General features: G+C 56.4%; 15 protein-coding genes. 9 read left to right on the forward strand and 6 right to left on the reverse strand.

Annotated elements, in window-relative coordinates:
- Positions 1-65 precede the first annotated feature (65 nt).
- Both mrcB and hrpB read right to left on the reverse strand, forming a co-directional pair.
- Entirely contained in the window at positions 66-2357 is a 2292-nt protein-coding gene (gene mrcB, locus AC22G1_RS15970; RefSeq protein ID WP_487314243.1) for a penicillin-binding protein 1B, read from the reverse strand.
- Between the two features lie 6 nt (positions 2358-2363).
- Positions 2364-4805: an ATP-dependent helicase HrpB gene (hrpB, locus tag AC22G1_RS15975; protein ID WP_487314244.1), complete on the reverse strand. Its 2442-nt coding sequence runs from the start codon at positions 4803-4805 to the stop codon at positions 2364-2366.
- A 180-nt stretch (positions 4806-4985) separates the two neighbouring features.
- Here hrpB and tam point away from each other — a divergent pair, with 180 nt between their 5' ends.
- The 5 genes from tam to AC22G1_RS16000 all read left to right on the forward strand — a co-directional run bounded on the left by tam (position 4986) and on the right by AC22G1_RS16000 (position 9680).
- The gene (tam, locus tag AC22G1_RS15980; protein WP_487314245.1) at positions 4986-5762 is read left to right on the forward strand and encodes a trans-aconitate 2-methyltransferase; all 777 of its coding nucleotides are present in this window, start codon (positions 4986-4988) and stop codon (positions 5760-5762) included.
- A 218-nt stretch (positions 5763-5980) separates the two neighbouring features.
- Positions 5981-6265 carry a lasso peptide biosynthesis PqqD family chaperone gene (locus tag AC22G1_RS15985; protein ID WP_487314246.1) on the forward strand — a complete coding sequence of 95 codons (285 nt, stop codon included), beginning with the start codon at positions 5981-5983 and terminating at the stop codon, positions 6263-6265.
- A gap of 86 nt (positions 6266-6351) precedes the next feature.
- The gene (locus tag AC22G1_RS15990; protein WP_487316740.1) at positions 6352-6720 is read left to right on the forward strand and encodes a lasso peptide biosynthesis B2 protein; all 369 of its coding nucleotides are present in this window, start codon (positions 6352-6354) and stop codon (positions 6718-6720) included.
- A 3-nt stretch (positions 6721-6723) separates the two neighbouring features.
- On the forward strand, positions 6724-8454 hold the full coding sequence (locus AC22G1_RS15995; RefSeq protein ID WP_487314247.1) for an ABC transporter ATP-binding protein: 1731 nt from the start codon (positions 6724-6726) through the stop codon (positions 8452-8454).
- On the forward strand, positions 8454-9680 hold the full coding sequence (locus AC22G1_RS16000; protein ID WP_487314248.1) for a nucleotidyltransferase domain-containing protein: 1227 nt from the start codon (positions 8454-8456) through the stop codon (positions 9678-9680). The genes AC22G1_RS15995 and AC22G1_RS16000 overlap by 1 nt, the downstream gene beginning before the upstream one ends.
- Here the strand turns inward: AC22G1_RS16000 and AC22G1_RS16005 are convergent.
- Positions 9670-10599, reverse strand: coding sequence for a hypothetical protein (locus tag AC22G1_RS16005; RefSeq protein WP_487314249.1), 930 nt, complete (start codon positions 10597-10599; stop codon positions 9670-9672). The two genes, AC22G1_RS16000 and AC22G1_RS16005, sit on opposite strands and share 11 nt — an antisense overlap.
- A 388-nt stretch (positions 10600-10987) precedes the next feature.
- Here AC22G1_RS16005 and AC22G1_RS16010 point away from each other — a divergent pair, with 388 nt between their 5' ends.
- The 3 genes from AC22G1_RS16010 (at position 10988) to AC22G1_RS16020 (ending at position 13720) form a co-directional block, all read left to right on the forward strand.
- A complete protein-coding gene (locus tag AC22G1_RS16010) occupies positions 10988-11647 on the forward strand; it encodes a P-loop NTPase family protein (RefSeq protein WP_487314250.1) in 660 nt (219 codons plus the stop codon).
- Complete coding sequence (locus AC22G1_RS16015) at positions 11644-12498, forward strand: sulfotransferase domain-containing protein (RefSeq protein ID WP_487314251.1); 855 nt, start codon at positions 11644-11646, stop codon at positions 12496-12498. Before AC22G1_RS16010 ends, AC22G1_RS16015 begins: the two co-directional genes overlap by 4 nt.
- A gap of 169 nt (positions 12499-12667) precedes the next feature.
- A complete protein-coding gene (locus AC22G1_RS16020) occupies positions 12668-13720 on the forward strand; it encodes a sugar-transfer associated ATP-grasp domain-containing protein (RefSeq protein ID WP_487314252.1) in 1053 nt (350 codons plus the stop codon).
- Here the strand turns inward: AC22G1_RS16020 and AC22G1_RS16025 are convergent.
- The 3 genes from AC22G1_RS16025 to pepB all read right to left on the reverse strand — a co-directional run bounded on the left by AC22G1_RS16025 (position 13717) and on the right by pepB (position 17269).
- Positions 13717-13851 carry a hypothetical protein gene (locus tag AC22G1_RS16025; RefSeq protein WP_487314253.1) on the reverse strand — a complete coding sequence of 45 codons (135 nt, stop codon included), beginning with the start codon at positions 13849-13851 and terminating at the stop codon, positions 13717-13719. The two genes, AC22G1_RS16020 and AC22G1_RS16025, sit on opposite strands and share 4 nt — an antisense overlap.
- A gap of 84 nt (positions 13852-13935) precedes the next feature.
- Positions 13936-15810 (reverse strand): asparagine synthetase B family protein, encoded by a 1875-nt coding sequence (locus AC22G1_RS16030; protein WP_487314254.1) that lies wholly within the window; start codon positions 15808-15810, stop codon positions 13936-13938.
- A gap of 187 nt (positions 15811-15997) precedes the next feature.
- Positions 15998-17269, reverse strand: coding sequence for an aminopeptidase PepB (pepB, locus tag AC22G1_RS16035; RefSeq protein WP_487314255.1), 1272 nt, complete (start codon positions 17267-17269; stop codon positions 15998-16000).
- Between the two features lie 83 nt (positions 17270-17352).
- On the opposite strand from pepB, the gene sfsA reads away from it, so the two are divergent.
- A complete protein-coding gene (gene sfsA / locus AC22G1_RS16040) occupies positions 17353-18048 on the forward strand; it encodes a DNA/RNA nuclease SfsA (RefSeq protein WP_487314256.1) in 696 nt (231 codons plus the stop codon).
- Positions 18049-18123: the final 75 nt, after the last annotated feature.

Below are 18123 nucleotides of genomic sequence, written 5' to 3' on the forward strand. Positions count from 1 at the left end.
TTTACTGGCCTACAGGAAGGTAGGAGAGAAAAAAGCCGAAGCGGTTGCTTCGGCTTTTTCTAAGGTTAATTGCCAAAAAGGCGGTCGAGGAAACTTCGCAACTTATCGCACTGCACCTCGGGCAGGTAGCGTTTGTCGGCGGGCAACAGGCGGCCGCTGCGGTTGCAATCCCCCAGGTAGTTGCCGTCGTCGTCAAACACCGCATCGACGATATTGGCAGGCGGGCGCAGCCGCAGGCTGATGGGATGGCGGTAGTCGAGATAACTGCCGTACATACGAGCCGCGCCGGTGGCGCCGGTGAGGTTGGCCGGGCCGTTATCGTCTTGCCCCACCCAGATGGTGGTGACATCACGGGCGTCAAAACCGGAGAACCAGGAGTCGCGCAAGTCGTCCGTGGTACCGGTTTTACCGGCCAGGACCTTGCCGGGGAAACGGTTACCCACAAAGCGGCCGGTGCCCTCGCTCATCACCTGGGTCAGGGCGTAATCGGTAAGATACGCCGCTTCCTTGCTGACATTTTGCACCGCGTTATCGGCCCGCTTCCACAGCAGCTTGCCATCACCACTGGTCACTTCGGACACCGCCGCCAGAGGCACCTGGGCGCCACCTTTGGCCAACGTCAGGTACATCTGGTTGACCTGCCAGGGCGACAGCGCCGCCGTGCCCAAAAATACCGAAGGATAAGGCGGCAGATCGGCGTCCACCCCCAGGGCCCGGAAGGTGTCCAGCACCGCCGGCACCCCAAGGCGCATACCAAGGTTGACGGTCGGCACGTTCAGGGAATGGGCCAGGGCGTCTACCAGCGCCACCTGGCCGCTGTAGGTACGCTCGTAGTTCTGGGGCTGCCAGACATCACCGTTTTGGGATTTGAGGGTAATGGGCTTGTCTTCAAGCTGGGTGGCCAGGCTGTAGTCTTTGCTGGCAAGGGCGGTCAGGTATACCGCCGGCTTGGCGATGGAGCCTATCTGGCGCCGGGCATCGAGGGCGCGGTTAAAACCGGCAAAATCCACGTCCTTGCCGCCAGCCATGGCCTTGACCAGGCCGCTGCGCGGATCGGAGATCACCGCCGCCATTTCCAGCGGTTTCTTGCCGGCAATGGCCGGGAAGGTGGTGCTGATGGATTTTTCCAAGGCCCGCTGCGCCAGTGGCTCCAGGCCGGTAAAGACCCGCACCCCTTGCTGGTCGTCAATAAAGGGTTTGACGATACCGGCCAGCTCGCGCCGCACTTCCTGCATGTAGGCCGGCACCTTGGTGCTGAGCACACTGCGCTCTTTGCTGACCCCAAGCGGCGACATCACGCTGCGCTGGTAGGTGCGGTTATCGATAAGGCCGTTCTCAAGCATGACTTTGAGCACCAGGTCGCGCCGCTCCTTGGCCCGCTCCGGGTGGCGGCGCGGATCGTAATAGGACGGCCCCTTGATGATCCCCACCAACAGCGCTATCTGATCCGGGGTCAGCTCCTGTACTGGACGGCCGAAATAAAAGCGCGCCGCCAGGCCCATACCATGCACCGCCTGGGCGCTGGACTGGCCAAGGAAAATCTCGTTGAGATAGGCCTCGAGGATGCGGTCTTTGTCGTAACGAAGGTCAATGATGAGCGCCATCAGCGCTTCGTTGACCTTGCGCACCAGGCTTTTCTCGCGGGTCAGGAAGAAGTTCTTGGCCAGTTGCTGGGTCAGCGTCGAGCCCCCTTGCACCGTGTGGCCGGCCCGCAGGTTGACCCACAGCGCCCGCAGGATGGACAGCGGCGACACCCCGTAATGGTCATAGAAGTTACGGTCTTCCACCTGGATAAGGGTCTTGGGCAGCAGCTGCGGCATTTCATCCAAGGGCACGAAAATGCGCTCTTCGTCGTCGGTGGTTTGGCTTAAAAGCTCCACCAGCACCGGCTCGACCCGCTCAATGGCCACCGGCTGTTGGCTGGCGCTGTCGTAAACCTCGTCGATACGGTCACCGTCAAAGGCCACCAGCAACCGCCGGGCCGGCTCCAGGCCCTCGGGGAACAAGAAGGGGCGGCGATACAGCTCTACCTTGGTGCTGGACGCGGAAAACTCCCCCGGCTGGTCAGGATTGGCCACCTTGCGGTATTTCAACAGGCGCAGCTCGTCGATGAACTGGTCGCGAGACAGGGGCGCCCCGGCATAAAGGGCCAGCGGCCTTGAGTAAATTTGCGCCGGCAGTTGGAAGGTCTGGCCTTCAAAGCGGTGGCGTACCTGGCCGTCCAGATAAACGCAGTAAAGCGCCAGGGCGGCAATCAAGGCCAGGCTCACTTTGAGCAGCAAGGCCCAGGGGCGAAACCGCTTGGCGGCGACCTTAGGCTGAGCCGGTTTTTTGGGGCTGGTTTTCTTCTTGGTCACTGAAACTCACTTGGGTTGCCGGTTTTTGGTAAAACGGGTGGGCTTGGCATTGGCCGGATCTTCCGGCCATTCGTGCTTGGGATAGCGGCCACGCATTTCCTTTCGCACATCCTTGTAACTGCCGGCCCAGAACCCGGCCAGATCGCGGGTTACCTGCAAGGGTCGCCTGGCGGGCGAGAGCAAAGCGCAGGTCACCACCACCTGGCCGTCACAAAGGGTGGGAGACGTTAATTGACCATAAAGGGCCTGAATCGGTACTGACAGTACCGGCGGCTCCTCCAGGCGGTATTCCAAGGCAAACTGCTGGCCGGTGGGCACTTCCAGGCGGCCGGGCAGCTTTTGGGCCAGGGTCTGGGGTAACGGCCAGGCCAGGTAACTCTCCAAGGCTTGGCGAAGGTCAAGGCGAGCCAGGGCCTGCTTGCTGCGCACCTCCCCAAGATAGGGGCCAAGCCAGCTTTGCAAATCCCTAAGCAGTGCCTCGTCACTGACATCAGGCCAGGGCTCCTTTGGCAGCCATTGGCGGGCACATAGGATACGGGTTTGGTATTGGCGACTGGCTTCGTCCCAGGGCAAGGCGCCCATGCCCTGGCGGCGCAGCCAGTCGCAAAGGGCGGTTACCCGCTGCTGCTCAGTGAGGCTCGCCAAAGGCCGGGTGGCCAGCACCAGCTCGCCATAGCGCTGCTCTTCCTGGGCGGTGAGGCGCTCGCCTTCCCAGTCGAGGCGGGCCTGCCAATAAAGGTGGCGGCTATGCAGCGCTTGCCATTCGTCAAGATTAACGGCAGCGGCCAGGCGAATAAGGGCATCGCCCTTGTCGCCGCTCATCTGCGCCACCACCAGCCAGGGGCTGCCCCAGAGCCGGTCGCCTTCGGCAAGCTTGGCGCCGCGGCCCATGGCCAGCCGGTAACGCCCCGGCGCCACCGCCATGGCAATGCGCTCGGGGTACGCCAGGCTCAGCATGGCCCCAAGGGACCACCGCGCCTGGCCTTTGCCTTTGAGCTGGCGCTGATAACGCTCGGCCTGGCGGGCGATGGGGTGCTTGCCAAGGGCGCCAAGGCGCCCTTCGATATCGCTGTCCCAGCCCGGGAAAGGGTCGCGCTCTTCCAGCAATGCCGCCAGTAGCGAGGCTTCTTTGAGGCCGAGGCTGGCCTCTTCGGCCACTTGGGTCAGCATGTGCGCCAGACGCGGGTGGCACCCGAGGCGAGCCATGGCGCGGCCCTGAGCGCTGATGCGCCCTTCGTCGATGGCGTCCAGCTGCGCCAGCAGCTTCACCGCTTCACGCCAAGGCCGGGGCGGGGGTAAATCGAGCCAGTTCAGGGTTGCCGGGTCGCTGACGCCCCACTGGGCCAGCTCCAGCACCAGCGGGGCCAGGTCAGCTTCGGTTATCTCGGCCGGGGTTTGGGCGCTCAGGCTCTGCTGCTGGCTCTCGCCCCAAAGGCGAATGGCAATGCCGGGCTCCAAACGCCCTGCCCGCCCGGCCCTTTGGGTGGCGGAGGCTTGGCTGACCCGGCACAGTTTGAGCTGGCTCATGCCGGTGGCCACATCCAGCATCGGCCGGCGGCACCAGCCGCTGTCTACCACCAGGCGGATGCCTTCGATGGTGAGCGAGGTTTCGGCAATGGGAGTGGCCAGCACCAATTTGCGCCGGCCGGCTTTGGGCGGGGCTATGGCCTCGTCCTGCAAGGCTTTGTCGAGATCGCCATAAAGAGGGTAGAGATCGACATCTGCGGGCAGGCGCCCTTCTAAATCCGCAGCCAGGCGGCGAATTTCGCCGCCTCCCGGCAAAAATACCAGCATCGAGCCGGGCTCTTCCGCCAAGGTGTTGACCACCACCGAGCCGCACAGCCCCAGCCAGGGCTGGTTGACCTTGGGGGCCTGATAGCGCACCTGTACCGGGAAGCTGCGGCCCTGGCTTTGTACCCGGGCGCAGGGGCTGAGCAGCTTTTCCAGGCGATCGCCATCGAGGGTGGCAGACATCACCAGCAGCTTGAGGTCATCGCGAAGCCCGGCCTGCACGTCCATCGCCAGAGCCAGGGCCAAATCGCCGGTCAGGTTGCGCTCATGAAATTCGTCGAAAATCACCAGGCTGACCCCATCAAGCTCCGGGTCGCTTTGCAGGCGGCGCACCAAAATACCTTCGGTGACGATTTCAAGGCGGGTCTCGGGGCCAACGGCGCTGTCGGTGCGGGTGCGATAGCCGATGGTCTGGCCGGGCTTTTCGCCCAGGATGCCGGCCATATAGCGGGCCAGGCTGCGGGCCGCCAGCCGCCTTGGTTCAAGCATGATGATGGCGCCGCCAAGGGTTTTTAACAGATGCAGCGGCACCTGGGTGGACTTGCCGGCACCGGGAGGCGCTTCCAGAATAAGCCGCGAATGCTGGGCCAGGGCCGAGGTCAGTTGTGGCAATACCTCATCAACAGGCAGGGAACGCAAAGCCGGAGTCTTCCTCATCGAATAATGCCGGCCAGTGTATCATGGCTGACAACGGAGATTTCCCGCCGGGCCTCTTCACCCCTGGTGACAACTCTCTACATTTCGGCAGCTACCTGTCGTTTTGTGGTCGGCGTATAGTTCTGGTGCGTTCTTTGACGCCCCGTCAATCTTGGAAGACAAGCAGCTGAAGAGGTCTTCATGTCAATCAGCCTGAATCAATACGCCAATATCTACTCCACTTTTGAAAATGAAAGAACCCGCCCCGTTTTAGACTTATTAACCCATGTTCCTTCACAACACATAAAAAGCGCCATCGACTTAGGCTGTGGCCCCGGCAACTCCACACAAGTGCTGGTGGATTTATTTCCCGGTGTAACAATCGCGGGCATCGACAGCTCCCAGGACATGATTAACAAAGCCAAGGCTCGCCTGCCCGAAGTTAACTTCGACGTAGTGGGTATCGAAGCCTGGGCCCCAACCGCAAGCTACGATCTGATCCTCGCCAATGCTTCATTGCAATGGGTACCAGACCACCAACAGCTCTATCCAAGGCTACTGAGCTATTTGAATAAGGGCGGGGTTTTAGCAATACAAACGCCGGACAACTTAGCAGAGCCGGCCCATTGCTTGATAAGAGATGTGGCAACACGCGGTAAATGGCAGGGCAAGCTGGCAGGAATTGAACGCACACCAAGGCCGAGTGCCGATTGGTATTTTCAATTGCTCAACGAAAAATGTGCCCAGCTCACGGTATGGCGAACCTGTTATTACCACCACTTAAAGGGCGGTATTGACGATATTATCGACTGGTTCAGAGGAAGTGGCTTACGCCCGTATTTGTCACGACTAAACGAGACTGAACAGCAAATTTTTGTAGACGATTACAAAGCGGAATTGCAAAAGACCTACCCCGTCATGGCCGACGGTTCAGTACTACTGCCTTTTCCACGGCTCTTTATCAACGCCACTCGCTAGGCGACATAAAGAGGTTTACATCGGCACTGATAAATCAGGTAATTGAGGTAAAAAACGCCGGCATCAATGCCGGCGTTTTTATTGGGTGTGGCTTTTTAAATCAGCCTTAACCGAGGTCGGTCAGGCTGCGGGCAATGGTGCGGATAACCCAAGCAGCTGTTGGATCTTCTTCGCTATGTTAGAATTTCCAACCAGCTTCCAACATATCCGACAAGAACATGAGCATGCTCGATCTTCACACCCGCATTCGTCGCAACCCTGGACAAATTTTCACCGACATGGACGGCGATGTCGTCATGATGGATATGGAAAAAGGCACCTATTTTGGCATCGGCGGCGTCGGCAGCCACATCTGGACCTTGTTAGATGAACCCAAGACTGTGGGCGAGCTAATCGAAGTGATCCACGCCAAATATGAGGTGTCTGAAGCGCAATGTCAGGCGGACATCCTAGCCTTTGTCAACGACCTACTGGCCAAAGGCCTAGCTCAGTTAGCGCCTTGAAAGGGACCCTTGTCAAATTTGCCCGCCAAGACACCTTCGTTCAGGTGTGGGCTTTGCCAACCTGGCTGCTTTTAGCTGTTTGCAAGATGGCTATTTATTGCCTGCCCTTCAAACTCATAGCAGCCAAAATGGGCACGTCGGTTGGCGATCAGTTTTGGGTCCCTCTGTTAACCCCGGCTCAGCAGCGACGAGCCAAGCAGATCAGTCGGCTGGTCCAGGGGATCGCAGACTTTACCCCTTGGGAGTCCAACTGTTTTCCCCAAGCCTTGGCGGCAAGAGTGCTGCTGGGTCTCTATTGCATCCCTTGCGCGCTGTTTCTTGGGGTACGTAAGGAAGCAGGGCAACTTAGGGCTCATGCTTGGTTAGCTTCGGGGCAAGTCAGGGTTACAGGTGGTGTCGGCTTCAGCCAATTCAGCGTAGTTGCTGCTTTCCTAACCCCACGTCTTAAAAGGTAAAATATGGGCGCATTAAAGACCCTGCTTCCCTTTTTCAAAGTGGCCCCAAAGGGGCAAATCATTGGAATGCTTGCATTGATGGTAGCGGCAGGACTCACTGAAGGTTTCGGTATTCTGCTGTTAGTGCCCTTGTTGCAATCTTTGCAAGAGGAAGGTGCCGCCCACCCAAACTTATTGGTGAAACTCCTCGCAACCATTCATCTTCCACTATCAACCGAAGGATTGATGGCTGTATTGCTGTTGCTGGTGCTGCTTAGAACCGCACTGCAGTATGGTCGAGAGAGAGCCAGCACTCGCCTCCAGCACCAGTTGGTAGATCGCATGAGAGCCAAAAGCTTCGCCCTGTTGCTGGGAGTGGAATGGCGTTGGCTAACCCAACAGCGGCGCTCCGACCATGCCAACAGCCTGCTTACCGATATCAACCGAATAGGAACTGGCTTTAACTTTGCCCTGGGGCTATTGGCCTCATTAGCAACTATGGCTGCCTACGTAGTGGCAGCTTTCAGCTTATCCTGGACGGTAACACTGTTGGCTCTTGTTACTGGAAGCGTGTTGCTGGCACTGTTGGCTGGCCAGCGTCGCCGGGCGCTGAATTTGGGCCAAGGGTTGGGTCTGGCCAATAAGTCTATGCAGGCCACTGTCCAAGAGAGCCTAGCCGGTATCAAGGTGGCCAAGATCCTTGGCAGGGAAAGCCAATTACTGGCCCAATTTGAAAATGCCACACAAGGGCTCAGACAACAGCAGTTGGCATTTCAGGCTGATACCAGCCTATCCAAGGCACTATTTCAATTTGGTGGTGCCTTGTTGCTGGTTACCTACCTACTAGCTGGCTTGAAGTTATGGCATCTGGAAGTCGCCCAATTACTGACCTTAGTGGTCATCTTTAGCCGCCTTATTCCCCTGTTTATGGCTGCCCAGCAGCAATTGCATTATTGTCTTCACGCCTTGCCTGCCTTGCATGATGCCCAGCGCCTGCAACACGAATACCAAGCTCATGCAGAGCCCCAAAACAGCCCAGCTTTAACACCTTTATCTCTGACCAAAACCATTCGCCTGGAAGGCGTGGGTATAAGCTACTCGGGCACTGACCATGCACTCATAGATATATCCGTCACCCTACCGGCATATACCACTACCGCCATCATCGGTCCTTCAGGCGCAGGGAAAAGTACTTTAGCCGACCTCCTTACCGGTCTATTAACTGCCGACAGTGGTCATATCTACATTGACGATGAACCACTCACCGGGCAAAAGCTCCAAGCCTGGCGCCAGGCAGTGGCCTATGTTCCTCAAGACGTATTCCTATTCAACGACAGCATCAGAGTCAACCTATTGTGGGGCAACCCCCACGCTAGCAATGAGGCGCTAGAGCAAGCCTTGCACCTGGCTGCTGCCGAGTTCGTTTTCTCTCTCCCAAAGGGGCTAGATACCGAGGTAGGCGACGGTGGCCTGCGTCTTTCAGGCGGAGAACGCCAACGCTTAGCACTGGCCAGAGCCTTGCTGAAACAACCGGCGTTGTTGGTTCTGGATGAGGCTACCAGCGCCCTGGATCTGGATAACGAGCTACGTGTCCGTGAGGCCATAGAGCGACTGCACGGCAACCTTACAGTAGTAGTAATTGGCCACCGCTTGCCGACGCTGGAACATGCCGACCTGGTACTGCAATTGGACCAAGGGCGTATCCTTGCCCAAGGCACCTGGCAAGACATAAAGATAAGGCAAGGGTCTACCTAATGAGCAAATCCCTATTGCTGGATCTCTTATCCAGCACGCAATCTGTCACCCAGCAACGCCTGGATGAAGCAGATTGGCCAATACTGATGGATATGGCGCACCAACATAGGTTGGAGCCCTTGTTGTATTGGCGCCTTAAAGAGCGCCAACTTTTCTCCCCTGACCCCATCAACGGCCAGCTCGCCAAGTGCCACCAAAGAGCAACCTTACGCGCCCTTGCCTTACAGGCAGAACTGCTTGCCTTGCATCGGCTTTTAGCACAGGCCAATATCCCCCATCTTGCATTGAAGGGGAGTTACCTTGCCTGCCACGCTTATCCGCAAGCTGGCCTGAGGCCCATGCGTGATATCGATATGCTGGTGCCGAAGTCAAATCTAGAAGAGGCCTACCATTTACTTTTGGCCAAGGGATACACTCACCCCTCAAAATACAAGGGCAGGCCAGAAGCCTATATCCAAAAAGGAAAGCACCTGCCACCACTGCGAACCCCTTCGGGAAAGGTACTGGTTGAGCTGCATGACAAAGTGTTCCACCCTGAAGACTGGCCAGGGCAGGACCTCACTAAAGAGCCAGGATTCTGGGAACGCGCAACGACTGTGACTACAGCCGGAGTTCCATTGCCAGTCATGGGCGCAACCGACCTTTTATTGCATCTCATCGTACATGGTAGCTATGACCACAAGTTCAATAACGGTCCTTTACTGTTTTCTGATATCGCTTACCTGCTTCACACCCAAAGGATCGACTGGTCACTTTTCTGGAAAATGGCCAAGGCTGGTAAGGGTGAAAGAGGTTGCCAGTTAGTGCTGGAAATGGTGCGCCATTATCACGGCACATTGGGGATGGATTGGACGAAAATCCTAGGCGAAGATACTGCTGCGCTAAAAAGCCAGGCGCAACGCTTTGCATTACTGACACTGCAAAATTATGAATTACGCAACGATCAGGCTGTGGTTGGTATGCTCATCGAAAGAAAGAGCCTTAAGTCTAAGGGGGGATTGGTTTTAAGAAAGTTTTTTCCTCCCAAGCACCAGCTGAGTAGTCGTTATCCGCTTCAAGCGAACTCGCCGCTGATCTACCTATGCTATCCCCTCAAATGGTTGCAACTTATTAGCCGCTTGCCTTCTGTGCTGCGAGTAAAAAACAACAAGGAGCTGAACGCCGAGAGCAAGGAACTCGCCGCTTTAAATACATTTCTAAAAGAGAACACCAGCCCTAAGCCGTAACTTGGTTTCGACCCAACACCAATTCACGGCTGCGCCTAAAGATAATGACGCAAAACGTCAGAAGGCCAAAAAAAAACCCAAAAAACAATAATGGGAGAACGGGAACTTTCAGATAAGGCGACTCCGGCACAACCGCCCAATCCAGAACCCAGAAGGCGGGAGAGAGCTGCTCATTTTGGGTCAAGAGTTCCCCTTTAAGGAACTGCTGGTTAGCCAGCAGAATACTGCGAATCATAGGGTTACTCTCATTATCCGCCTTAGCGGTAAGTGCGGCCTCTAATGCCTCTGTTGTCATTTTTTCTTTCTGAGCAATATAACGATTTGCATAAGGAATAAAAGCATTGATCAGGTCACGTCCCACCTCAGGTTCATCATGCCAAAGCAAGCTAATATTGAGAACATTACGCTGTTTGTCAGGTTTTACCTTTAATGCTGTTTCTAATGCCTTGACTGCCTTACCGATGCTGGGCTCAAGAGGCTCCTTAATCTCTTTGTTATTTCTAAATAAACGCATCACCGCACCCAGTGGGCTAATTTGTCGAACCCAACGTTTTGCAACGGGGTCCCAGCGTTTATTGAAAAGAAGCGGTTTAAGTCGTTTTTCTTCTATGAAAGCAGCCAGGAAGGCCCTAGATTCAAGGGTAGCCAGCTTAGTTTGAAAGCTAAATAGACTCTCACTTTGTTGCTGACGAAATTGGCCTACCATTGCTCGCCTGAGACTTTTATCTAGATTTCGCAGCCCTTGAAAAGCCCCTTTTTTAAACATCAGGGGCGATTGCTTCATTACAACGGTCACCTCTAGGCGATACCAAGGCTGACGATTAACAACGAACACGATGGCAATACAAAGCAGCAATGGCACCAGCAACAACGCTGACCACTCCTTGAGGGAGAGCTTAAAGCCCAGCTTAAATGCCATGAAAACCCTTTTTTACACCGCCGAGGTTTGAGAAAAATTTCGAACAATACAGGACTATCAGAGCCTGAATATGGAGGACTCATGTTACCATTTACCCTCCACAAGATCCCTTTTGAAACAAGCCCTAGGGCTTGATGAAAACAACATGGCGTCCTCCATGCTCTATACCGCTTACCAACTGACTTTAGCCAGCGACATCTCCCTTCCCGAACTGCTACCGGCTCAAAGTGGCAATGTTGATATACAGATTCGGCTCACCAAGGTCCCGGCCCAAGGTCTTGAACATGGTAAGCAGCTTGGCCCCTTTTTATGGGCCAGTCCGAGCAGTCTCTGGTTGGAAGTGCCTAATGTGGCACGTTTCTTAATCAATGATGGGAAAGAGATCTTGGTGGAACCGGCAAAAGGCGTTGACGAAGACAGCATCCGTGTCTTTCTGCTCGGTTCTGCTTTGGGTGCCTTGTTGTTCCAACGGGGGCTGTTGGTGATCCACGGCAACGCCATTCGTATCGGCAGCCAGTGCCTTATCTGCGTGGGGCCATCAGGGGCAGGCAAATCCACCCTGGCGGCGGGCTTCATGCGCCGAGGCTACCAGGTACTGGCAGACGATGTGGTGCCCATTAACAACCAAGGTAAAGCCCTGCCTGGCTTTCCCCGCATCAAACTGTGGCAGGACGTCGCCGACAAGCTGGCCATCGACACAAGCCCCTTGCGGCGCATTCGCCCAAGCATGGCCAAGTTCAATCTGCCGGTTTCAGAGCCCGGCCCTCAGGAGGCGCTGCCCGTACGCTGGATGTACATCCTCGGCAACGATCATGTGCAGGATATCGCCATCGACCCCATCCGCGGCATGGCCAAGTTCAAGCCACTGCAGAACAATACTTACAGGCATAAGTTCCTAGATGGCATGGCCCTCCAAACCCAGCACCTCAAACACTGTGGCCAGTTGGCCGGGCAAGTCCACTTGGCTCGCCTCACTAGACCAAAGCAAGGGTTTACTCTGGATGCCATGGTCGACGCCATTTTGGCCGACACCGAGGTCAATCCATGAGTGGCATCTATTGGCTGGCCTCCTATCCTAAATCCGGTAACACTTGGTTCCGCGCCTTCTTGCAAAATTTGCTGGCAGATGGCGAACAACCAATTGAAATCAACGACCTCAATACCGGACACATAGCCAGTAGCCGAGCTTGGCTAGATGAAACATTGGGCTTTGATACCGCCGACCTCATGCCAGATGAAATAGATGCCCTGCGCCCCGCCGTCTACGACTGGGCGCAGCAGAACGTAGAGCTTGGCTATCACAAGAACCACGACGCCTATACCTTGACCGCAGCCGGTACCCCGCTGATGGGCATCAAAGGCACCAAAGGCGCCCTGTATATTGTGCGTAACCCGTTAGATGTGGCGCCATCCTACGCTAACCATATCCAGTGCAGCCTAGACCAGGCCATCATCCATATGGGCAACCCAGGCCATTGCATGGTGGGCAGCCCCAAGCGGCTGAGCGGCCAGGTGCGGCAAAAACTGCTGAGCTGGTCAGGGCATGTAGCCAGTTGGCTGGACGCCCCTGCGCTCAACTGCTTGGCTCTCCGCTACGAAGATATGCACGCCAACCCTTTGGAAACCTTTACCAAAGCCTGCCACTTTCTGGAGCTACCAACCGACACCACCCGCATCCAAAAAGCCATCGCTTTCAGTGATTTTAAAGTGTTAGCAGCCCAGGAGCAGGAGCAAGGCTTTAAAGAAAGACTCCACCATACCGCCCGTTTTTTTCGTCAAGGCCACAGCGGCAGCTGGCAAGGAAAATTAAGCCCAGAGCAGGTGGCCCAGATCATTGCCGACCACGGCCCCATGATGCACCGCCTGGGCTATCTGGATGACCATGGGCAGCCTATCTGACAAAGTCCAAAGGGGTATACGCTTGGCTTGGCACGACTGGGCAAGACGCCGCTTGCCCCATGGGCTCCTTGGCTGGCGCTACCTTTGGCCGGGCAAAGATGAAAGGGTAAGACAGCACCGCCGCTTCTGGTGGCAAGCGTCTAGCCCATGGCCTAGGCCGATTTGGTGTTTGCTGCAAGTCTGGCTGTGGCTGCGCTGGCAGTGCTGGTTCAGTTGGCGTGCCCTTTACAAGGCACTGAAGTGCCATGGGCTAGAGGTTAAAGAACAAACCGGCCTAAGCCTCTTAAGCCAAGCCTGGCGGCTGCAATCCCTAGCCCTGGCTTGGTGCATCCCCCCCCAAGCAGCCTACCGTTTTGGCTTGCATCTTGCCCCCCATCAAGCCCTGGATTTTATCTTCGGCCAGGAAGCTCAAAGCTATCACCGGCTGCAAAGCCTACCCTTGGGGCTGAGCCAAGGTTCCTTAAGGCTGCTAGAAGACAAGGACGCCCTGGCTCAAGCTCTGGCACCACTTGGGGTGAAGACGGTTACCACCCAAACCGTGGTTGCAAAAGGCCAAGCTCAGCCCTTGGCCCAGTTAATAGCGCCAATGCAACGGTGCTTTATCAAAAGCCGTTATGGCAATCAGGGACGCGGCGCCTTTGCGGTTTGGCTTCAAAGTGGCACCCTGGCAGGCAAAAGCTTCGAAGGCCAATCATTAAGTGGAGCTGAAGTTGAGCAAGCTTGGCATACCCTGCTGGCTAGCGACGATGCCCTGGTGCAACCCTTATTGGCCAATCACCCAGCTCTTACATGCCTTACCGAGGCAGAAGAAGCGATTACCCTGCGCTATATCAGCCGCTGGCAAGGGGCTAAAGTCGGCTACCTGAGCGCCTTCCTAGAAGTGCCCTACCAGGAAGACAAAGAAATGGAGTACGGCTTTTTGAAGGTCTCTGAGCGAGGCGAACTGGCGCCGCTAACCAGCGCCTTAGCTTTGCCAAAGGTGGCTAGGAAGGAAGCCCTGGCGCAGGGAGCCAGAGCCCTGCCCTTGCTCCCCTATTGGCAGGAGGTGGTGGCGCAAAGCGCGCTGGCCCACAGCCACATTGCCGACATCCAAACCATCGCCTGGGATTGGATCATTACCGAAGCCGGGCCGGTACTGCTGGAAGGCAACAGCGGCTGGAGCACCACTATGCCCCAGATGGCAGGCGAGAGATTATTACATCTTCCCACCGTGGCCAATTAAGAGCCAAATGTTGCCCCAGACTCCCCACCAGATAGGGGTTTTCCTTCAGTTTCTTGAAAATCCAGATCTTGTATCACGGGAGCCTGATAAGGCAGGCGTTGGTTGGTCGCTTCTTTTTGTTGCAGGTCCATGTGCTATCTCCTTGGTTGTAAGATTTTCTGTTACCAATAATATCAGCGAGTTAAAAAACGAAAAAGCCCAACACGGCCAGTCGCCTATTTCTCGCCCCAAAGCCAGTTATTAAGCCAATGCAAATGGCTGGCATTTTTCATCAGTGCAAAGCTAAGCCCCAGGTTCGGGCCTGCTTCGATCACCTCGCCCTGGCCTTTCAGCTTACCCTCGTCCACCAGTTCCTTAAGAGCCGGATGCAGCTCGGGTAATGCTGCTAGTCTCCTCTTCCCCTGCTCAGCACGGACGCTCACCAATGTGGAGCCATTGCCCATGTTTTTACTGGGTTTCCAAGCCACTTTGTGGGGCACGGTACCGCTGATGGCGCGCCGGTGCAGATAACGGCCCATACCGCCAGGGCCTACTTTTTCGATAGCAGGGGTGGAGAGATATTGCTGTACCAAGCGTACATCCCACAGCGGCCAGCGATAATCAATGCCGGAAGCGGCCGCCATCAAGGTGCAATTTTCTAAACGGGTGCTGACATCCAGCCGAGCCAGGTGATGCTGAAGAATAAAGTCATTAATACGCCGGTAAGGGGCGTCATAACGCGCTGATTCCATATAGTGATGGTGAATATCAAACTCGGCGATCACCTCATCTTTTAACGGGCAATAAGGCCAACGCGCCTGCCAGGCAGCAAGATAGTTAGGATTGAACGGGACGTTATGTCGCTTGGCTTTGGCTTTGGCTTTGGCTTTGGCTTTGGCTAGTCTCAAACTCTTTGTCAGCAGGTTGCCAGGCAAGATATCCCATAAGGCCCTGTAGTTACCGCCATCCAGGAGCTCATACCGTAAGTGTTGACCGGGATTGGAGACCACTTCGTCACCACCGAACCCGGAAAACAGCACTCGTACCTCCCGTCTTTCGCATTCGTTATAAAACGGTAGGTGCAAGCTGGCATTGCCGTGCTCCTCTGGGTAGCCCAGCACCTTGAGACCACGCTCAATACGCTCATCTTCGTTATCTTGCTGGCCACTGACCAAATAGTTATGAACGATATTGCAGGCTTGGCTGGTTTCGAGAATATAGGCAGGCTCCTGCTCGCAAAGTGCAAAACCAAAGCTATGCAGATTATCCCTCGGCTGGCCAAGGAACTTGGCCAGGTAAGCGGTAATGGTGGCCGAATCAATACCGCCACTGTTTTCGGTCCCCAGGGCAAAAGGGCTACCCATACGGCAGCGGATCGCCTCTTCCAGTAAGACTCGATAGTCTTCGACCCAGCGTGGATCGCGCTGGGTCGCCTGAGGGGCGTCGTCACGCCACTGGTGAAAAGCCCGCAGCTTTCGCGTTTGCCCAGACACCAGACTCAAGCAATGGCCGGGTGGGAGTTTGTGTATCTCGGCATAGGCGGTGTGCACTTTGTCCTTGGACATGCCCCAGAGATAACGGGCCATCCACTGGGTATTTCGGCTTAAGGGTAAATCAAGGACTTTCAATGCTGCTACTGAAGAGGCAAAAGTCAGATGGCTGCCATCCTGCCGGTAGTAAAGGGGTTTTACCCCCAGAGGGTCCCTTGCCAGGAAGGCCTGACCTTTTTTTTCATCCAGTATCACCAGGGCAAAATCCCCCAAGAGCTGTTCCGGCAATGCTTCGCCAAATCGCTGCCAAGCGGCCAGAACTAAACGGGCGTCGGTCACGTGCACATCTTTATGATCAAGCCCTAGGCGGCTCGCCAATAAAGGTCTATTGTCGAGCCGCCCCCAGAAAGCGACCACCAAGCCTGACTCAAGGCAGCGCAGAGGCAATTTAGCGTCCCGGTCAAAACAGCCATGGTGATGGCGCTGCTCATACAGCCACCCCAAATGGCCTTGCCAAAAACCACTGGCATCTGGTTGGCGGTAAGGCGCCAAAGCGGCAGCAATAGCATTAACGGTTACCGGCACCGGCTTACCATTAAGAGCAAAACTTCCAACAAACATCAAAGACCAACCTTCCTGTCACAATACGGTGATGCTAATGAGCACTAGCAGGCCAAGGCAAGCCTTTCTAGGCCTCAATCCAGGGGCATTTCCACAAGAAATAGAGACTCGCTGTCTGACACAGCCCCAATAAAAACGCCGGCATCAATGCCGGCGTTTTTATTGGGTGTGGCTTTTTAAATCAGCCTTAACCGAGGTCGGTCAGGCTGCGGGCAATGGTGCGGATACCGCGGGCGGTGCCGCCGGCAGCCCAGAGGCTGTTTTCGCTGTTGTTAAAGCAAGCGGCCAAATCCAGGTGTACCCAGCCTTTGCCGTTGTCTCGCACAAAGCGGGACAAGAAGCCGGCAGCGTTGGACGCGCCGCCGGTGCCACCGCCTTTCATGGGGCGGCTGTTGGCGGTGTCGGCATAAGCACTGGGGCACTCAAACTGGTGGAAGGGTTCCAGCGGCAGTGGCCAGGCCGGCTCGTTTTCGGCGCTGGCGATGGCGTTAACCTGGCCGGCGATGTCTTTATCCAGAGCAAACAGGGCGTTGTAGTGGCTGCCCACGGCGGTCATGGCGGCACCGGTCAGGGTAGCGGCGTCGATAATAAGCGGCGCGCCGGACTCACCGGCCACCAGCAGGCCGTCGGCCAGCACCAGGCGGCCTTCGGCGTCGGTGTTGACCACTTCAACGGTGGTGCCGTTTTTGTAGGTAAGGATGTCACCCAGCTTGTAGGCGTTGCCGGACACCAGGTTCTCGGCGCAGCAGAGGATGAGCCGTACCCGCTTATCGAGGCCGCGCAGAATAGACAGCGCCAGGCCACCGGTAACCATGGCCGCGCCGCCCATGTCGGCCTTCATATAAAGCATGCCTTCGGAGGCTTTGAGGGAGTAGCCGCCGGAGTCAAACACGATGCCTTTACCCACCAGGGCGGCGCTGACCGGGGTGTCTTCGCCGCCGGGGTTGTAGTCCAGCACCAGCATTACCGGCGGGCGGATGGAACCGCGGCCCACGTTGTAGAGGCCGGTCCAGCCTGCGTCTTTGAGGGCTTCGCCGGAGATCATCTTGTAGCTGACCTTGTCGCCGCCGATGGCACTAATAAAGGAAGCCGCTTCTGAGGCCAGCACCTGGGGCGATTTTTGCTCCGGGCCTTTGTTGGTAATGTCGCGCACCCAGCGGGCCACCTTGAAACGGGCGTCCAGCTCTTGGGACTCGCCAGCCCAGCGGATCTGCTCGCCGCCGAGGGTAGACATAAAGCCTTCGGCAAAGGCCCATTGCAGCTCCTGGTCGGCAAAGCTGCTGCCCAGCTGCACGGCCATAATGCCTTGGCTGCGCAGGCGGCGGCCGGCCTGTTGCACCCGGCGCAGCTCGCTGGCATGCACGGTGGCGCCGTTTTCTTGAAAACTCAGTAAGGCGTTGTTGCCCCATTGGCTGGCAGCAGCTTCGCCGGAAAGATTTACCTCAAACCAGTCACTCATCTGTTACTCCTATTGGACGGCGAGTGGGCCTTGTAGGCAGCAAAGCATACACTAGAGCCGAATTTGAACCCAGACGAGGCCCCATGAAGTTTCAACCGCCCCTGGAAAAAGCCCTTTTATTAAAACGCTACAAACGTTTCTTGGCCGACATCGACAGTGACCGCGGCGCGCTCACCGTTCACTGCGCCAACACTGGCGCCATGACCGGCTGCGGCGACAGCGGCGATACCATCTGGTACCGCTATGATCCCAGCCCCAAGAAAAAGCTGCCAGGCAGCTGGGAGCTCACCGAAAAAGACGGCAACCTGATTTGCATCAACACCGCCCGGGCCAATGCCCTGGTAAAAGAAGCCTTGGCCAATGGCGCCATTGAGGCCCTTAGCTGGGCCGAGAAAGTGCTGCCCGAACAAGACGACGGCCACGGCAGCCGGGTGGACTTTGTGCTGGAAGGCCAGGGCCGGCGCCTGTGGCTGGAAGTAAAAAGTGTCACACTGCTGACCGATAATGGCGTGGGCGCCTTTCCCGATGCAGTCAGCAGCCGGGCCCTTAAACATCTCGACGCGCTGATGGCCAAGGTGACCGGCGGGGAAGAAGCTGCACTTTTATTTACGGTGCTGCACAGCGGCATCAACCAAGTGCGGGCGGCAGCCGAGATTGATCCTGTCTATGCTCAAAGGCTTAAGGATGCAGCCCAAGCCGGTGTCCAGGTCTTGGCGGTGAAGGCCAATATCGGGATCGAGGGCATGGTTATTGACAAGTCTGTAAAAGTCGTCATCTAAGCGTTGTGCAGGCAGGGACTATCTGCTATAGATAGCCGCCTTAAACGAGCTGAAGGCTCACATCATCCTGATGAT

This window comes from Gallaecimonas zhanjiangensis, assembly GCF_057624825.1.